Origin of the sequence: Micromonospora sp. LH3U1 (genome assembly GCF_028475105.1) — a bacterium.
GTDB lineage: Bacteria > Actinomycetota > Actinomycetes > Mycobacteriales > Micromonosporaceae > Micromonospora.
Map to the genome: position 1 here is coordinate 5,904,050 of NZ_CP116936.1, position 15,022 is coordinate 5,919,071.

Here is a 15,022-nt window from a genome sequence, read left to right on the forward strand (position 1 = left end):
CACCACGTCGAGGTGTGTGTTCCCGATCTGACCGCCGCCACGCGTAGCTGAGGCTGACTCCTCGCCGTACGGCTGACGCTGCTCCAGGGCTGGCGGTCCCGTGATCAACTCCCGATCAGCAATGTCGGGGTGTCCAAGCCACCAGGACACCCCGACATCGCCAATACCGTGTTGATCACGCCCGCTCGACAACCCCGGCGCGAGGGGTCAGGCAGCCGGCCAGTCCTGGGAGGCCACACGCGGCGAGACCGCCCCCGGAGGGGCGGCCTCGAGCCAGGAGAGGAAACCGGTCACGGTCGACCGCGCCATGGCGATCTCCACCGGTGCGTGGTGACTGGTACAGCGGAGGATCACCCAGTCGGCCGGCATGGAGAGCCGTTCCTGACCCTCGGGCAACCGGCGGCGCTCCACCGCCAGCCCCTTGCGCGACAGCACCCGCTTGGGCCGGATCGCGAAGCTGAACATCCGGTACCAGCGCAGCTCGTCACCGGCGAACCGGCCGAAGCCGGGCGACCAGCCACGGCCGTCGAGCATAGTGGTGACCCGGACGCTGAGCCGGATGATGCCGCCGCTGCGGGTGACCAGAGCTCGCCGGCCGAAGAGGATGAGCAGCGCGCCGAGGATGACGAGAACGCCGATCCCGAACCCTTCGACGATCTCCATCCCCGGTATGACTCAGCGGCTCTGTGCGGAAACCGGGGTTGCGCTCTCAGCCAGCACGGTGACGCCGTCTGCGCTCACCGAGAGGAAGCCGCCGGCCACGTCGTAGGAGACCTGCTCACCGCCAGCAAGCTTGATGCGTACCTGGCCAGGCTCGGCGAGTTGGCCGAGAAGCGGCGCGTGCCCCGGCAGGACACCGAGCTCGCCTTCGGTCGTCCGAGCGACGACCATTTCGGCGTCACCCGACCAGACCTTCTCCTCGACGGCGACGAGCTCGACGTGAAGCTGCTGTGCCACGCTGTCTCCTTGCTGCGGCTACGGATTGCCGAAAGTCTAGCCTGACGCCGCCGCGCCCCCAACACGGGTTGGGGAGAACTGCGCCACGCCTACTTGGTCTTGTTCAGGAATTCCGGGTGCTCCAGCAGGAACGGGTCGAGTTGCTCGCCATGCAGGGCGGTGAAGAAGTCTGGGACACCTGCTTGGAACTGCTCGCCCAGGTATTTCTTGCCGTCGAAGACCCCACCACCGGGGAGCTTGATCATCTGGATGGTGTTGGGGCGGATGTCCTTCAGGGCGAGCCCGAAGTCGACCACGCTGTTGCCCCGCCCGTTGAAGATCAGCGACTGGCCCGCCGCACGGAGCACCTTGTCCAGCTTGATCGGGTTGGCCACCACGTCGGAGCTGAACGCCTGGCCGACCATCGCCTTGACGAACTGCTGCTGGTGGCGCTGCCGGCCGTAGTCGGAGTCCGGGACGCCGTTCTTCGGGTAACGCTGCCGGACGTAGTCCAGCGCCTGCCACCCGCTGAGGTGGTGGTTGCCCTTCTTGTAGATCGCCTGCGGGCCGACGTAGCCCTCGCCGCGCGTATTGCCCGGCCGTGGCTTACCGTCCGGCTGCTTGTGCTCGGACTTCACGTCCCGCTCGATGTACATGTCGACGCCGCCCATGGCATCGACGATCTTCTGGAACCCGGTGAAGTTGATGATCGCGCCGGCGTCGAAACGCTTGATGCCCGTCACGTTCTGCACCGTGGTGGCCAGCAGCTCGAAGCCCCGCGCCGCGTCGGGGTTGCCCCCCGGCACCTTACTGCCGAACGACATGGCCGCGTTGATCTTCGTCGTCTCGCCGAGGAAGTCGGCCTTCTTGAACGCCGGGATGTGCACGTAGAGGTCTCGCGGCAGCGAGAACAGGTAGGCGCGGTCCATCGACGCCGGCACGTGCAGCACCATGATCGAGTCGGCAAGGGGCGCCGCCGTCGGCGTACGCGGGTCGATGCCGACGAGCAGGATGTTGAGCGGGCCCTTGATTTCGCTCTTCTTCGCCTGGGCACCCGCCGCCTGATCGCCGAACAGGTCGGCCTTGCCGACCGCTCCCTCGTAGCGCGCCATGAGCACCTCAGTGCCGACCAGCACCGCCCCGCTGAGCACGGTCAGCACAGTGCCGAACACCGTGCAGATCCTGGCCCAGCGCGGCACACCCCGCCAGACGGACCTCTTGCGGCCACTCTTGCCGGCCTTACCCACGAGCATCTCCGTTCGTTACGCCCACGAGGAGGAAGACGGGCGCACGTCGCCGAAAGGTTGCAAAGATCAACGCTCGTTCAGGTGAGCGCGCGGACCGACCGTATCTCGGGTGGGTCGGGACCGACGACCACGAGTAACGGACCGCGACGATGGTAAGACGCGAACATGAACAAAAGACTGCCCCGGCATTGCCGGGGCAGTCTTTTTGTTGCAGATTCGATCGAGCTGTCAGTCCTTCATCAGCTCCGCAGCCTTGGCCTCAAGGTCCTCGAGACCGCCACACATGAAGAACGCCTGCTCGGGGAAGTGGTCGTACTCACCCTCGCTGATCTTGCGGAACGCCTCGATGGTCTCCTTGATCGGGACCGTCGAGCCCGGCACGCCGGTGAACTGCTCAGCAGCGTAGGTGTTCTGCGAGAGGAAGCGCTCGATCCGCCGGGCCCGAGCCACGGTGATCTTGTCTTCCTCGGAGAGCTCCTCGATACCGAGGATGGCGATGATGTCCTGCAGGTCGCGGTAGCGCTGCAGGATCCGCTTCACCTCGGTGGCGACCTGGAAGTGCTCGGCGCCGACGAACTCCGGGGCGAGGATCCGGGACGAGGACGCCAGCGGGTCCACGGCCGGGTAGATGCCCTTGTCGGAGATCGACCGCTCCAGGTTGGTGGTCGCGTCCAGGTGGGCGAACGTGGTGGCCGGGGCGGGGTCGGTGTAGTCGTCCGCCGGCACGTAGATCGCCTGCATGGAGGTGATGGCCTGGCCCCGGACGGAGGTGATCCGTTCCTGGAGCTCGCCCATCTCGTCGGCCAGGGTCGGCTGGTAACCCACGGCGCTCGGCATACGGCCGAGCAGGGTGGACACCTCCGAACCGGCCTGCGTGAAGCGGAAGATGTTGTCGATGAAGAGCAGCACCTCCTGCTTCTTCACGTCCCGGAAGTACTCCGCCATGGTCAGCGCGGAGAGCGCCACCCGCAGCCGGGTGCCCGGCGGCTCGTCCATCTGGCCGTAGACCAGCGCGGTCTTGTCGATGACGCCGGACTCGGTCATCTCGGCGATGAGGTCGTTGCCCTCACGGGTGCGCTCACCCACGCCGGCGAACACCGACGTACCACCGAAGTTGCGGGCCACCCGGGTGATCATCTCCTGGATGAGCACCGTCTTGCCCACGCCCGCGCCGCCGAACAGGCCGATCTTGCCGCCCTTGACGTACGGGGCGAGCAGGTCGATGACCTTGATGCCGGTCTCCAGCATCTCGGTCTTCGGCTCCAGGTCCGCGAAGGCCGGGGCCTTGCGGTGGATGCCCCACCGGTCGTCGGCCTGGAGCGTCTCACCCTCGGTGAGGTTGAGGCACTCGCCGATCGCGTTGAACACGTGGCCCTTGACCGCGTCGCCCACCGGAACGGTGATCGGCTCACCCCGGTCCTTCACCTCCGCGCCACGAACCAGGCCGTCGGTCGGCTGCATCGAGATGGCACGGACCAGGTTGTCACCCAGGTGCTGGGCAACCTCCAGGGTCAGCGTCTTCTCACCGCCCGACAGGTTCACCTTGACGTTGAGGGCGTTGAACAGGGCCGGCATGGCGTCGCGCGGGAACTCGGCGTCGACGACCGGGCCGATGACCCGGACCACGCGACCCGTGGCCGTCTTGGTCTCTACTGGTGCAGTCATCACACTTCACTTCCCGACGCGGCCAGCGCGTTCGCGCCGCCGACGATCTCGCTGATCTCCTGGGTGATCCCGGCCTGCCGGGCCGAGTTCATCTCACGCGTGTACTTGTCGATCATGTCTTCGGCGTTGTCGGTGGCGCTCTTCATCGCCCGCCGCCGTGCCGCCGACTCACTCGCCGCCGACTCGATCAACGCCGCGTAGATCCGCGTGTTGATGTACCTCGGAAGGAGCGCGTCGAGCAGCGCCTCCGCCTCCGGCTCGAACTCGTACGCCGGCAGCAGCCCCTCGGAGCGCGGCCGGTCCTCCACCTGCATCGGACCGATGACCTTGGTGACCGGGGTCTGCGTCATCAGCGAGTGGAACTCGGTGTAGACGATGTGCAACTCGTCGACGCCGAGCACCCCGTCCGCCCCGGCACTGCCGTCGACGTCGTCCGCACCGGCCGTGAACGCCTTGATCAGCGTCTCACCAACGGTACGGGCGTCCTCGAACGACGGCTGCTCGCTGAACCCGGTCCAGTTCGCCTCGATCGACCGGTCGCGGAACCGGTAGAACCCGACGCCCTTACGCCCGATGACGTAGAGCACCGGCTCCTTGCCGTCCGCCTTGAGCCGAGCGATCAGCGACTCCGCCATCCTGATCGCGTTGGAGCTGTAGCCGCCGGCCAGGCCACGGTCGCTGGTGACCACCAGGACGCCCGCCCGCCGCACCCGCTCGCGCGGGGTCAGCAGCGGGTGGTCGATCCGCGCGTTGGACGCCAGCGCCGTGAGCACACCGGTGATGGCCTGGGCGTACGGCAGGGACGCCTGCACCCGGGCCTGAGCCTTGGCGATCCGGCTCGTCGCCACGAGCTCCATCGCCTTGGTGATCTTCTTCATCGACTTCGCCGAGCGGATTCGTTGACGAAGAACGCGTACCTGAGCGGCCATGGGATCAGCTCTCGGCCGGGCGGTCGGTCGCGCCGTCGCGGAAGCGGGTCACCGTCTCGCGGTTCTCGTCGCCCTCGAGCGGCTTGGCCGGCTCGTCGTTGACCCGACGCTCGTCCTCCTTGCCGAGGAAGACCTGCTTGAACTCGCTGATCGCGGTGTCCAGGGAGCCGATGATGTCATCGTTCCACTGGTTGTCGGCGATTCCGGCCAGCACACCCGCGTGCTTGTGACGCAGGTACTGGAGGAACTCCGACTCGAAGCGCTTGACCTCACCCACCGGGATGTCGTCCAGCTTGCCCTCGACGCCGGCCCAGACCGAGACGACCTGCTCCTGCACCGGGTACGGCGAGTAGTTCGGCTGCTTGAGCAGCTCCACCAGGCGCGAACCGCGGTTCAGCTGGTTCTGCGAGGCCCGGTCCAGGTCGGAGGCGAAGGCGGCGAACGCCTCCAGCTCGCGGTACTGGGCAAGGTTGAGCCGCAGCGAACCAGCGACCTTCTTCATCGGCTTGACCTGCGCGGCGCCGCCGACCCGGGAGACCGAGGTGCCGACGTTGATCGCCGGACGAACGCCCTGGTTGAACAGGTCGGTCTCCAGGAAGATCTGGCCGTCGGTGATCGAGATGACGTTGGTCGGGATGAAGGCCGAGATGTCGTTGGCCTTCGTCTCGATGATCGGCAGGCCGGTCATCGAGCCGCCACCCAGCTCGTCGGAGAGCTTCGCGCAGCGCTCCAGCAGGCGGGAGTGCAGGTAGAAGACGTCACCCGGGTACGCCTCACGGCCCGGCGGACGACGCAGCAGCAGCGACACGGCCCGGTACGCCTCGGCCTGCTTGCTCAGGTCGTCGAAGACGATCAGGACGTGCTTGCCGCCGTACATCCAGTGCTGCCCGATGGACGAGCCGGTGTACGGGGCGAGGTACTTGAAGCCGGCCGGGTCGGAGGCCGGGGAGGCCACGATGGTGGTGAACTCCATCGCGCCCGCCTCCTCGAGCTGCCCCTTGATGGAGGCGATCGTGGAGGCCTTCTGGCCGATGGCGACGTAGATGCAGCGAACCTGCTTCTTCGGGTCGCCGGTGCGCCAGTTGTCCCGCTGGTTGAGGATGGCGTCCAGGGCGACCGTGGTCTTACCGGTCTTCCGGTCACCGATGATCAGCTGCCGCTGACCCCGACCGATCGGGGTCATCGCGTCGATGGCCTTGATGCCGGTCTGCAGCGGCTCGGAGACGGACTGCCGGGACATCACGTTCGGAGCCTGCAGCTCCAGCTCGCGGAAGCCCTCGTTGGCGATGTCGCCAAGCGCGTCGATCGGCTCGCCAAGCGCGTTGACCACGCGGCCGAGGAAGGCATCGCCGACCGGAACGGAGAGAACCCGCTCGGTGCGCTTGACGCGCTGCCCCTCCTCCAGCTTGGCGGAGTCACCGAGAACGACGACACCGATCTCCCGGACGTCGAGGTTCAACGCCACGCCGAGCGTGCCGTCCTCGAACTCCAGGAGCTCGTTGGTCATGGTCGAGGGCAGGCCCTCGACGTGGGCGATACCGTCGCCGGTGTCGGCGACGGTGCCGACCTCCTCGCGGGAGACGTCGGACGAGTAAGAGGAGACGTAGCGCTCCAGGGCGCCGCGGATCTCCTCCGTCGAGATGGTCAGCTCGGCCATCCTCTGCTTCCTTAAAATTCAGGGGCCCGGGATACCTAGTACCAACCGGTCCGAATGGCGTCTGTCAATCCGGGCGCTGCGCGGCGGGCCGCCCCATCGCTGGGCGGCAGAGCCGCTCAGCGCTTCGCGAGCGCGTTGCGGGTCTCGTTGAGGCGGCGCAGGATGGTGCCGTCGTACAGGTCGGAGCCGACCCGAACGCTCACGCCGCCCAGGACCGCGGGGTCGACCGTCTGCTTGACGGAGACCTCTCGACCGTATATCGCGGCGAGGCTCGCACCGAGCCGGCGCTCTTCCTCGTCACTCAACGGGGCCGCCACGGTGACGTACGCCACCTGCCGGTCCCGCCGTTCGGCGGCGAGTTCCACGAGCCGGGTGAGCGATCCGCCGAAGGAGCGCCCCCCGAAGCCGGACAGCGCCACCTCGATGAGACGGACGGTGGCCAGGCGAGTCTTGCCGGCCAACAGCTCGCCGACCAGGACCCCCCGCTGGTCCACCGGAGCCGCGGAGTTGGACAGCACCGCCGAGAGCGCGGGCTGGCCGGCGACGACCTGCCCGAAGCGGAACAGCTCGTCCTCGACCTCGCCCAGGTCACCGGCGGCTTCGACGCTGGCCAGCACCGCCTCCACGCCGAGCCGCTCGACGGCGTCGAGCAACTCCGACGGTGCAGACCAGCGGCCGGAGACCAGCGTGGCGAGCAGTTCGAGCGCGCCATCGCCGACCTTGCCGCGCAGCATCCCGCCGAGCAGTTCGGCGCGGTCCGCGCCGGACCGGGCCGGGTCCGAGAGCGCCCGGCGCAGCCGAGGCTCCCGTCGCAGCAGCCCGGCCACGGCAAGCAGGTCGTTCGCGGCATGAGCCACGGCGACCGCGTCGGTGCCGCGGACGTACGCGTCGAGGCGCTCGGCCGCGACCTTGTACGACTCCCGGCTGGCGGCCTGCATCAGCGGGCCCCCGTGCTCTCAAGGCCGCCCAGGAACCGATCGACGGTGCCCTTGCGCCGCGCCTCGTCGGCCAGCGACTCACCGACGATCTTGCTGGCCAGGTCCACCGCGATCGTGCCGACCTCGATGCGCAGCTCACGCACGATGGTGGCCCGCTCGGCGGCGAGCGCGTCCTTGCCAGCCTGGATGACCCGGTCGGACTCTTCCCGCGCCTTGGCGAGGATGTCCTGCCGGATGCCCTCGGCGTCGGCCCGAGCGTCGTCACGGATCTTGGCGGCGTCGGTCCGAGCCTCAGCGAGCTGGGCGCGGTATTGCTCGAGCAGCTGGTTCGCCTCGGCCTGGGCGGCCTCGGCGCGCTTGATGCCGCCCTCGATCGCGTCGACCCGAGCCTGGAACGTCTGCTCCATGCGCGGGAAGACGAACTTCATCAACACGAAGCAGAGCACGGCGAAGGCGACCGAACCAACCACGATCTCCTGCCAGAGCGGGATGATCGGGTTGTGGGTCGACTCACCACCCTCAGCGGCGAGGAAAAACATGGTTACCTCCCGGTCGAAGGGCGGAATCAGGCTGCAGTGCCGGCCCAGATGAAGCCGAAGGCGATGCCCAGCAGCGCCAGCGCCTCGATGACGGCGAAGCCGATCCAGACGTAGGGCAGGGTCATCCGGGACGACTCCGGCTGACGGGCGGTCGACTGGATGTAGGCAGCGAAGACCAGGCCAACGCCGATGCCCGGGCCGATGGCGGCGAGACCGTAGCCGATGGCAGCGGTGCTACCGGTGACCTCGGCGAGAACGCTAGCGTCCATTGGTGTGGTTCCTCCTGGTTATCACACGTGACTCTCACGCGGGACGACAACGGATGGTGCGGTGGATCAGTGCTCGTCGGCGAGCGCGCCCTGCACGTAGCTGGCAGTGAGGACGGTGAAGACGTATGCCTGCAGGCAGATCACCAGGAACTCAAGGAAGGTGAGCGCGATGGTCATCACCCAGGAGAGCACCGAAACCGGAGCCAGCCAGGCGTTTGCGCTCAGCATGGCGAAGCCGCCGAGCGTGAAGACCAGCAGGAGCATGTGACCGGCGAACATGTTCGCGAAGAGACGAACCGCGAGCGAGAACGGCCGGACGATGAAGGTCGAGAAGAGCTCGATCGGGATCAGCAGCGGCAGGATGTACCACGGTGCCGGCGGGATCAGCGAGTTCTTGAAGTACTTCACGAAGCCGTGGTGCCGGATGCCGATGTAGTTGAACAGCACGTAGCTGATGATCGCGAGGATCGCCGGGAAGGCGATGTGCGAGTTCGGCGAGATCTGGAAGAACGGGATGATCGCGAACGCGTTCGTCAACAGCACGAAGCAGAACAGCGTCGTGAAGTAAGGGGCGAACCGCACACCCGCGTGACCGATCATGTCGACCGCGATGTTGTTCCGCACGAAGCCGTAGATCGACTCGGCGAACCACTGCTTCTTGGTCGGCACCAGCTGCGGGTTCCGGTAGGTCGCCAGGAAGAAGATGATCAGGACGCCGACCGCGATCCAGACCATCGCCGTGATCTTGGTGAACCAGTACGAATTTTCTGCACCCCAGGGCAGGATGCTGGGCAGGTAGAAGTCCTCCACACTGGGTGGGAATGCCGCCTGGCCCGCTGCCAGAACGTTCGCCTGTCCGAACACCGCGTCCCTTCCTAAGTAGGCGTGCCGAGCCGGCGGACGACGAGGATGATCCCCCCGGCCATGCCGAGCACGACGCCGATCCCAGTGGCGACGCCACCGGTGTCGAGCCACTGGTCAACCAGCCAGCCGATGAAACCCCACACGAGCATGCCTCCGATGAGGTAGCTGAGCGCGGTCCAACCCTGACCGGCGCCGGACGGATAATCGTCCGGTTCACCGGCGGGACGGGGGGTTTGGTCACCAGCCATGACGGGGCGAACGATATCAGCCGGGAAGACGAGGCTGTGCCTCACCCCCCGCACAACCGTGGTTGTGTGGGCATCTCGTGGGCGCCGTCGTCTGTGGGCACGCTACTCCCCTTCCGCCCGTCGGAAAATGACCGGAGGCCGACACATTGCGGCGCGTCCGCTGGTTGGGACGACGACCGGCCGACGGCCAGGTCAGCCCCGCGGCCGACGGGCGTGCACCGTGGTCAGCCACCAGATGTGCACCGCCGTCCACACTGCCACCCCGGCGACGATGCCGAGGCAGAGCGGGATCAACCCGGGCCAGCCGGTGGATGCCACCGCCACCATCACCACACCCAGCAGGGTGAACTTCAGCACGTACAGGCCCAGCCCGAGCGGCAGCAGCAACTGCGGGTTGATCTGGTCGGCCCGGGCCAACACCACTGTGGTGAGGGTGTAGCTGAGCACCGTGACGCCGACGCCGGCCGCCCCGCCGAGCGCGGCCGTCGCGCCGCCGGTCACCCCGCCCACCACGGCGGCGACCGCGGCGAGCGCCGCCGACGCGGCCAGGAGCACCGGCAGGTGTCGCAGCCGCCAGCGCCGGTCGGCGTCCGCCTCGACCATCCCGGGCTCAGCCACGGGGGTACGCCGGGAACGCCGCAACCAGCTCAGCCACCTCGGCACCGACCCGGGTCAGCTCGTCGGCGCCGCCCGGTGCCCCGGGATCGGCCCGCACGGCACGGGCGATCAAGGTCGCGACCTGCCGCAACTCCCCCTCCCGCATTCCCTGCGTGGTGACGCTCGGCGTGCCCACCCGGATGCCGGAGGCCACCATCGGCGGCTGCGGGTCGTACGGGATGGCGTTCTTGTTCAGGGTGATCGACGCGGCGTCGCAGCGTCGCTCGGCGTCGGCGCCGGTCACCCCCAGCTCCCGCAGGTCGATCAGGGCGAGATGGGTGTCGGTGCCGCCGGACACCGGGCGCATCCCCTCGTCGGCCAACCCGGCGGCGAGCGCCTGGGCGTTGCCGACCACCTGCCTGGCGTACGTCTGGAACTCCGGTTGGGCGGCCTCGCGCAGCGCGACCGCCTTCGCGGCGACCGCGTGCATCAGCGGGCCGCCCTGCGTGAACGGGAAGACCGCCTTGTCGATCCGCTGGGCCAGCGACTCGCGGCAGAGGATCATGCCGCCGCGCGGGCCGCGCAGCACCTTGTGGGTGGTGGCGCAGACGACGTCGGCGTACGGCACCGGGGACGGGATCGCCCGGCCGGCGACCAGGCCGATGAAGTGCGCGGCGTCCACCATCAGGTACGCGCCGACCTCGTCGGCGATCTCCCGGAACCGGGCGAAGTCGATCAGGCGGGGGTACGCGGTGGCACCACAGATGATCAGCTTGGGCCGGTGCGCCCGCGCCAGGTCCCGTACCTCGTCGTAGTCGAGCTGCTCGGTGTCCGGCCGGACCGGGTAGCCGACCGGGTGGAACCACTTGCCGGAGAAGTTCACCCGGCTGCCGTGGGTGAGGTGCCCACCATGCGGCAGGTCCATCGCCAGCACCGTGTCCCCCGGCTGCACCAGCGCGGCGTACGCGGCCAGGTTGGCGCTCGCCCCGGAGTGCGGCTGGAGGTTGGCGTGCTCCGCCCCGAAGAGCTCCTTGGCACGGGCGATGCCGATCTCCTCGGCCCGGTCCACCTCGGCGCAGCCGCCGTAGTAGCGCCGGCCCGGGTAGCCCTCGGCGTACTTGTTGGTCAGCGTCGAACCGAGCGCGGCCAGCACCGCCGGCGAGGTCAGGTTCTCGCTGGCGATGAGCTGCAGGCCGCCCCGCAACCGGTCCAGCTCGCCGAGGACCACCCCGGCGATCTCCGGGTCGGTGGCTCTGAGCTGCGCGAAATCCGGCCCCCAGAAGGTGCTCGTCTCGGTGTCCACAGCGAACGAGTCTAGGGGGCAGCACACTGGAACCCGTGAGATGCCTCGTCACGGGAGCCACGGGATACATTGGCGGGCGGCTGACGCCGCTGCTGCTCGCCGACGGGAACACCGTCCGCTGCCTCGCCCGCAAGGCCGGGCGGCTGCGCGACGTGCCCTGGGCCTCAGCGGCCGAGATCGTCGAGGGGGACCTGAGCCGGTCGGAGACGCTGCCCGCCGCGTTCGCCGACGTGGACGTCGCCTACTTCCTGGTGCACTCGCTGGGCCGGCCCGACTTCGAGGAGGCCGACCGGACAGCGGCGACCAACTTCGCGGCGGCGGCCCGCGCGGCCGGCGTACGCCGGATCGTCTACCTGGGCGGCCCGGAGCCGGCGTCCGACGAGGAGGTCCCCTCCCCGCACCTGCGGTCCCGGGCCGAGGTGGGCCGGATCCTGCTGTCCAGCGGGGTGCCCACGGCGGTGCTCCGCGCCGCGGTGATCATCGGCTCCGGCTCGGCGTCGTTCGAGATGCTGCGCTACCTGACCGAACGGCTGCCCGCCATGGTCACCCCACGCTGGGTCCGCAACCGGATCCAGCCGATCGCGGTCCGAGACGTGCTGCGCTACCTGGCCGGCTGCACGTCGCTGCCACCGGAGGTCAACCGGGGCTTCGACATCGGCGGGCCGGACGTGCTGACCTTCCTCGACATGATGCAGCGCTACGCGCGGGTGGCCGGGCTGCGACGGCGGATCATCGTGCCGGTCCGTCCGCTCACCCCGTCGCTCTCCTCACACTGGGTCGGCCTGATCACCCCGGTGCCGAACGCGATCGCCCGTCCCCTGGTGGAGAGCTTGATCCACGAGGCTGTCGCACACGAACACGACATCGCCCGGTACGTGCCCGACCCACCCGGAGGGCTGACCGGTTTCGACGAGGCGGTGGCTCTGGCGCTCGCCAAGGTGCGCGATGCCCAGGTGGAGACCCGCTGGTCGACCGCGAGCGGCCCGGACGCGCCCGCCGAGCCGCTGCCCACCGACCCGGACTGGTCCGGCGGCACCGCCTACACCGACGTCCGGGAGAGGGCAGTGGATGCGCCACCCGCGGCGCTCTGGCGGGTCATCGAGGGCGTCGGCGGCGAACACGGCTGGTACTCGTTCCCGCTCGCCTGGTCGATCCGGGGCTGGCTGGACCGGCTGGTCGGCGGCGTCGGGCTGCGTCGGGGCCGACGCGACCCGCATCGCCTACAGGTCGGCGAGGCGCTGGACTTCTGGCGGGTCGAGGAGATCATTCCGGGCGAGTTGCTGCGGCTGCGCGCCGAGATGCGGCTGCCCGGCCGGGCCTGGCTGGAGATGCGGGTGCTACCGGCCGACGGCGGCCGCAGCCGCTACCAGCAACGCGCGGTCTTCCTGCCACGCGGGCTGAGCGGGCACGCGTACTGGGGATCGGTGGCACCCTTCCACGCGGTGGTCTTCGGCGGAATGGCCCGCAACATAGCGCGCAACGCAGAACAAACCCCCTGATCCCCCCACCCCACCCACCGCTCCCCGCCGCCCCCCCACCGCTCCCTGTGTCGATCATGGAGTTGTGGTGCCCTACAAAAGGGGTGTTTGTGGAGCTAGCGCCCACCACAATTCCATGATCGACTGGACTGGACTGGGCGGGGGGCTGGGGGGTTAGTTGCCGGCGCGGGCTTCGGTTACCTGGAAGGCGGTTCGTTCGCTCGGCGGGACGAAGTCGCGGACCGGTTGGTTGCGCAGGGCGGCGGCGAGCACCTCGCCCACCGCGTTCACCATCTGGGCCTGCACCGCCTGACCGACCGCGTCCCGGGGATCGTCCGGGTTCGCCGCCATCGAGGCGACCGCGAGCTGCGGCGTGAACGCCACCACCGTCTCCGTCTCGTAGCGCTCCGAACTGCCGGTCTTACCCGCCACCGGACGACCGAGCTTCGCGCGCAGGCCGGATGCGGTGGCACCGTCGCAACGCCCGTACATCGACTGGTCGCCGACCGGGCAGCGGGCCGCGTCGGTGGCCGCCCGGGCCACGTCGGCGTCGAGCACCTGCCGGCAGTCCGGCTTGGCGGCGTCGACCGGCCGCCCGCCCGAGTCGGTGATCGAGACCACCGGCAGCGGCGCGCACCAGGTTCCTTCGGCCGCCACCGTGGCGTACGCGCTGGCGAGGTCCAACGGTGTGGTCGCGGCCACGCCCAGGGTGAACGGACCCCAGTTCTTCGCGCCGTAGCGGGCCAGCTTCGCGTCGGAGTCGGCCCGCAGCATGATGCCGAGCCGCTCGGCCATCTCCACCACCCGGTCGGCGCCGACCTTCTCGGTGAGCCAGGCGAAGTACGTGTTCACCGAGCGGCCGAACGCGCTCCACATGTTCCGGGGACCATCCATCGACGACGGGTTGGCGTTCGCCGGGCACCAGTGACCGTCGCAGCTCGCCTCTCCGGTCACCGGGAAGCGGGTGAGCAGTTGGGTCGGAGCCACGAAATCGGTCGACAGCGGCAGGCCGGACTCCAACGCGGCCAGCATGGCGAAGAGCTTGAACGTGGAGCCGCCCTGGTACCCCTCGATCGCACCGCCGCCGGCGATCAACTGGTTGACCGTGTTCGGGCGGTTCTTCTGCCCGACCGGGTTGTCCGCCACGCTGTAGGTGCGGTTCACCGACATCGCCAGCACCCGCCCGGTGCCCGGTTGCACCACCGCGGTCGGCGCCGCCTCGGCACTCGTCGGCCGGTAGATCTTCAGCACCTGCTCGGTGGTGACCCGCTGCACCCCCGGATCCAGCGACGAGACGATGGAGAACCCGCCCCGGCGCAGGGTGCGCTGCCGCTCGTCGGCCGTCGCCCCGAACGCGGACTGGTTGCTCCACCAGCGGGTGAACCAGTCGCAGAAGAAGCCCCAATCATTGTGGGCTTCGGGCACCCCCGTGCAGTCGTTCGGGGTCTCACTGGGCCGTAGCTGCAATGGCTCGTTGTGCGCCGCCGCCGCCGCGTCCGCCGGCACCTGCCCCGACTCCACCAGCCGCTCCAACACGTACGACCGCCGCACCAGCGCGCTGTCGGCGTCGCCGTTGATCGGGTCGTCGCTGTCCGGCGACCGGACGAGGCCGGCCAGCAGCGCCGCCTGGGCCAGGGTCAGCTCGGCCGGGGACCGGGAGAAGTAGCGCTTGCTGGCCGCCGCGATGCCGTACGCCCCGGCGCCGAAGTAGGCGATGTTGAGGTAGCGGGCGAGGATTTCCTCCTTGTCGAGCTCCCGCTCCAGCGCGAGCGCGTACCGCATCTCCTGGATTTTGCGGACGGTGGTGACCTCGGTGGCGGCCTCGCGCTGCGCCTCGGTCAGCCGGGGGTCGTTGCCGAGCACGTTGCGGACGTACTGCATGGTCAGCGTGGAGGCACCCTGCCGGGTCCGGCCGTCGCGCTTGTTGACGGTGAACGCCCGCACCACGCCTCGCAGGTCCACCCCGCTGTGCTGGTAGAACCGGACGTCCTCGGCGGCCACGATCGCCTGGCGCATGACCGGGGCCACCTCGCGCAGCGGCACGTCCACCCGGTCCTCCTGGTAGAAGGAGGTGATCAGGGTGGTGCCGTCGTTGGCGTAGAGGTTGGATCGCTGGGCAGTGGGTGGCGTACGGAGCGTGTTCGGCAGCTCCGAGTACGGCGTGGACAGGGCGCTGAAGCCGATCCCGAGGACCAGGGCCGCCGGCAGGGCGGCTGCGGCCAGCAGCAACCCGGCCAGTACACCGGCGATCGCCACGGTCAGCAGTTTGTCGAGTCGGGCCCGGATCATCAGCTCTCCCCGCAGGAGCCGGTCACGCTAGGACCCGTTCAGAATGACCCGGAACGCCCCTTT

15 protein-coding genes are annotated in these 15,022 nt (G+C 69.1%); 1 reads left to right on the forward strand and 14 read right to left on the reverse strand.

What is annotated here, in order from left to right; translation table 11 throughout:
* Positions 1-207: 207 nt before the first annotated feature.
* From PCA76_RS27035 to glyA, 13 genes are all read right to left on the reverse strand, one after another.
* Complete coding sequence (locus tag PCA76_RS27035; RefSeq protein ID WP_272613270.1) at positions 208-663, reverse strand: DUF2550 domain-containing protein; 456 nt, start codon at positions 661-663, stop codon at positions 208-210.
* A 12-nt stretch (positions 664-675) separates the two neighbouring features.
* Positions 676-957: a F0F1 ATP synthase subunit epsilon gene (locus PCA76_RS27040; RefSeq protein WP_272613271.1), complete on the reverse strand. Its 282-nt coding sequence runs from the start codon at positions 955-957 to the stop codon at positions 676-678.
* 89 nt (positions 958-1,046) lie between these two features.
* Positions 1,047-2,189 carry an LCP family protein gene (locus PCA76_RS27045; RefSeq protein WP_272613272.1) on the reverse strand — a complete coding sequence of 381 codons (1,143 nt, stop codon included), beginning with the start codon at positions 2,187-2,189 and terminating at the stop codon, positions 1,047-1,049.
* Positions 2,190-2,411: 222 nt separating this feature from the next.
* On the reverse strand, positions 2,412-3,848 hold the full coding sequence (gene atpD / locus PCA76_RS27050) for a F0F1 ATP synthase subunit beta (protein WP_272613273.1): 1,437 nt from the start codon (positions 3,846-3,848) through the stop codon (positions 2,412-2,414).
* Positions 3,848-4,777 (reverse strand): F0F1 ATP synthase subunit gamma, encoded by a 930-nt coding sequence (locus PCA76_RS27055; RefSeq protein ID WP_272613274.1) that lies wholly within the window; start codon positions 4,775-4,777, stop codon positions 3,848-3,850. The genes atpD and PCA76_RS27055 overlap by 1 nt, the downstream gene beginning before the upstream one ends.
* Positions 4,778-4,781: 4 nt before the next feature.
* Complete coding sequence (atpA, locus tag PCA76_RS27060) at positions 4,782-6,434, reverse strand: F0F1 ATP synthase subunit alpha (protein ID WP_272613275.1); 1,653 nt, start codon at positions 6,432-6,434, stop codon at positions 4,782-4,784.
* A 116-nt stretch (positions 6,435-6,550) separates the two neighbouring features.
* A complete protein-coding gene (locus PCA76_RS27065) occupies positions 6,551-7,372 on the reverse strand; it encodes a F0F1 ATP synthase subunit delta (protein WP_272613276.1) in 822 nt (273 codons plus the stop codon).
* A complete protein-coding gene (locus tag PCA76_RS27070) occupies positions 7,372-7,911 on the reverse strand; it encodes a F0F1 ATP synthase subunit B (RefSeq protein WP_272613277.1) in 540 nt (179 codons plus the stop codon). The genes PCA76_RS27065 and PCA76_RS27070 overlap by 1 nt, the downstream gene beginning before the upstream one ends.
* A 26-nt stretch (positions 7,912-7,937) precedes the next feature.
* Positions 7,938-8,180: a F0F1 ATP synthase subunit C gene (locus PCA76_RS27075; RefSeq protein WP_272613278.1), complete on the reverse strand. Its 243-nt coding sequence runs from the start codon at positions 8,178-8,180 to the stop codon at positions 7,938-7,940.
* A 66-nt stretch (positions 8,181-8,246) separates the two neighbouring features.
* On the reverse strand, positions 8,247-9,044 hold the full coding sequence (atpB, locus tag PCA76_RS27080; protein WP_272613279.1) for a F0F1 ATP synthase subunit A: 798 nt from the start codon (positions 9,042-9,044) through the stop codon (positions 8,247-8,249).
* An 11-nt stretch (positions 9,045-9,055) separates the two neighbouring features.
* Positions 9,056-9,292, reverse strand: coding sequence for an AtpZ/AtpI family protein (locus tag PCA76_RS27085; protein ID WP_088991414.1), 237 nt, complete (start codon positions 9,290-9,292; stop codon positions 9,056-9,058).
* A gap of 192 nt (positions 9,293-9,484) precedes the next feature.
* Positions 9,485-9,895: a hypothetical protein gene (locus tag PCA76_RS27090; RefSeq protein WP_272619655.1), complete on the reverse strand. Its 411-nt coding sequence runs from the start codon at positions 9,893-9,895 to the stop codon at positions 9,485-9,487.
* Between the two features lie 7 nt (positions 9,896-9,902).
* On the reverse strand, positions 9,903-11,192 hold the full coding sequence (gene glyA / locus PCA76_RS27095) for a serine hydroxymethyltransferase (protein ID WP_272613280.1): 1,290 nt from the start codon (positions 11,190-11,192) through the stop codon (positions 9,903-9,905).
* A gap of 35 nt (positions 11,193-11,227) precedes the next feature.
* On the opposite strand from glyA, the gene PCA76_RS27100 reads away from it, so the two are divergent.
* Positions 11,228-12,691, forward strand: a complete 1,464-nt coding sequence (locus PCA76_RS27100; protein ID WP_272613281.1) for an SDR family oxidoreductase — start codon at positions 11,228-11,230, stop codon at positions 12,689-12,691.
* Between the two features lie 153 nt (positions 12,692-12,844).
* Here the strand turns inward: PCA76_RS27100 and PCA76_RS27105 are convergent, their stop codons facing one another.
* Positions 12,845-14,959 carry a transglycosylase domain-containing protein gene (locus tag PCA76_RS27105; protein WP_272613282.1) on the reverse strand — a complete coding sequence of 705 codons (2,115 nt, stop codon included), beginning with the start codon at positions 14,957-14,959 and terminating at the stop codon, positions 12,845-12,847.
* Between the last annotated feature and the right edge of the window lie 63 nt (positions 14,960-15,022).

Bases quoted from the DNA above. Each gene is read 5' to 3' on its own strand.
- atpD (WP_272613273.1), bottom strand. From the start codon at position 3,848: ATGACTGCACCAGTAGAGACCAAGACGGCCACGGGTCGCGTGGTCCGG.
- PCA76_RS27075 (WP_272613278.1), bottom strand. From the start codon at position 8,180: ATGGACGCTAGCGTTCTCGCCGAGGTCACCGGTAGCACCGCTGCCATC.
- atpA (WP_272613275.1), bottom strand. From the start codon at position 6,434: ATGGCCGAGCTGACCATCTCGACGGAGGAGATCCGCGGCGCCCTGGAG.
- PCA76_RS27090 (WP_272619655.1), bottom strand. From the start codon at position 9,895: ATGGTCGAGGCGGACGCCGACCGGCGCTGGCGGCTGCGACACCTGCCG.
- PCA76_RS27065 (WP_272613276.1), bottom strand. From the start codon at position 7,372: ATGCAGGCCGCCAGCCGGGAGTCGTACAAGGTCGCGGCCGAGCGCCTC.
- PCA76_RS27085 (WP_088991414.1), bottom strand. From the start codon at position 9,292: ATGGCTGGTGACCAAACCCCCCGTCCCGCCGGTGAACCGGACGATTAT.
- PCA76_RS27105 (WP_272613282.1), bottom strand. From the start codon at position 14,959: ATGATCCGGGCCCGACTCGACAAACTGCTGACCGTGGCGATCGCCGGT.
- PCA76_RS27045 (WP_272613272.1), bottom strand. From the start codon at position 2,189: ATGCTCGTGGGTAAGGCCGGCAAGAGTGGCCGCAAGAGGTCCGTCTGG.
- PCA76_RS27035 (WP_272613270.1), bottom strand. From the start codon at position 663: ATGGAGATCGTCGAAGGGTTCGGGATCGGCGTTCTCGTCATCCTCGGC.
- PCA76_RS27055 (WP_272613274.1), bottom strand. From the start codon at position 4,777: ATGGCCGCTCAGGTACGCGTTCTTCGTCAACGAATCCGCTCGGCGAAG.
- PCA76_RS27070 (WP_272613277.1), bottom strand. From the start codon at position 7,911: ATGTTTTTCCTCGCCGCTGAGGGTGGTGAGTCGACCCACAACCCGATC.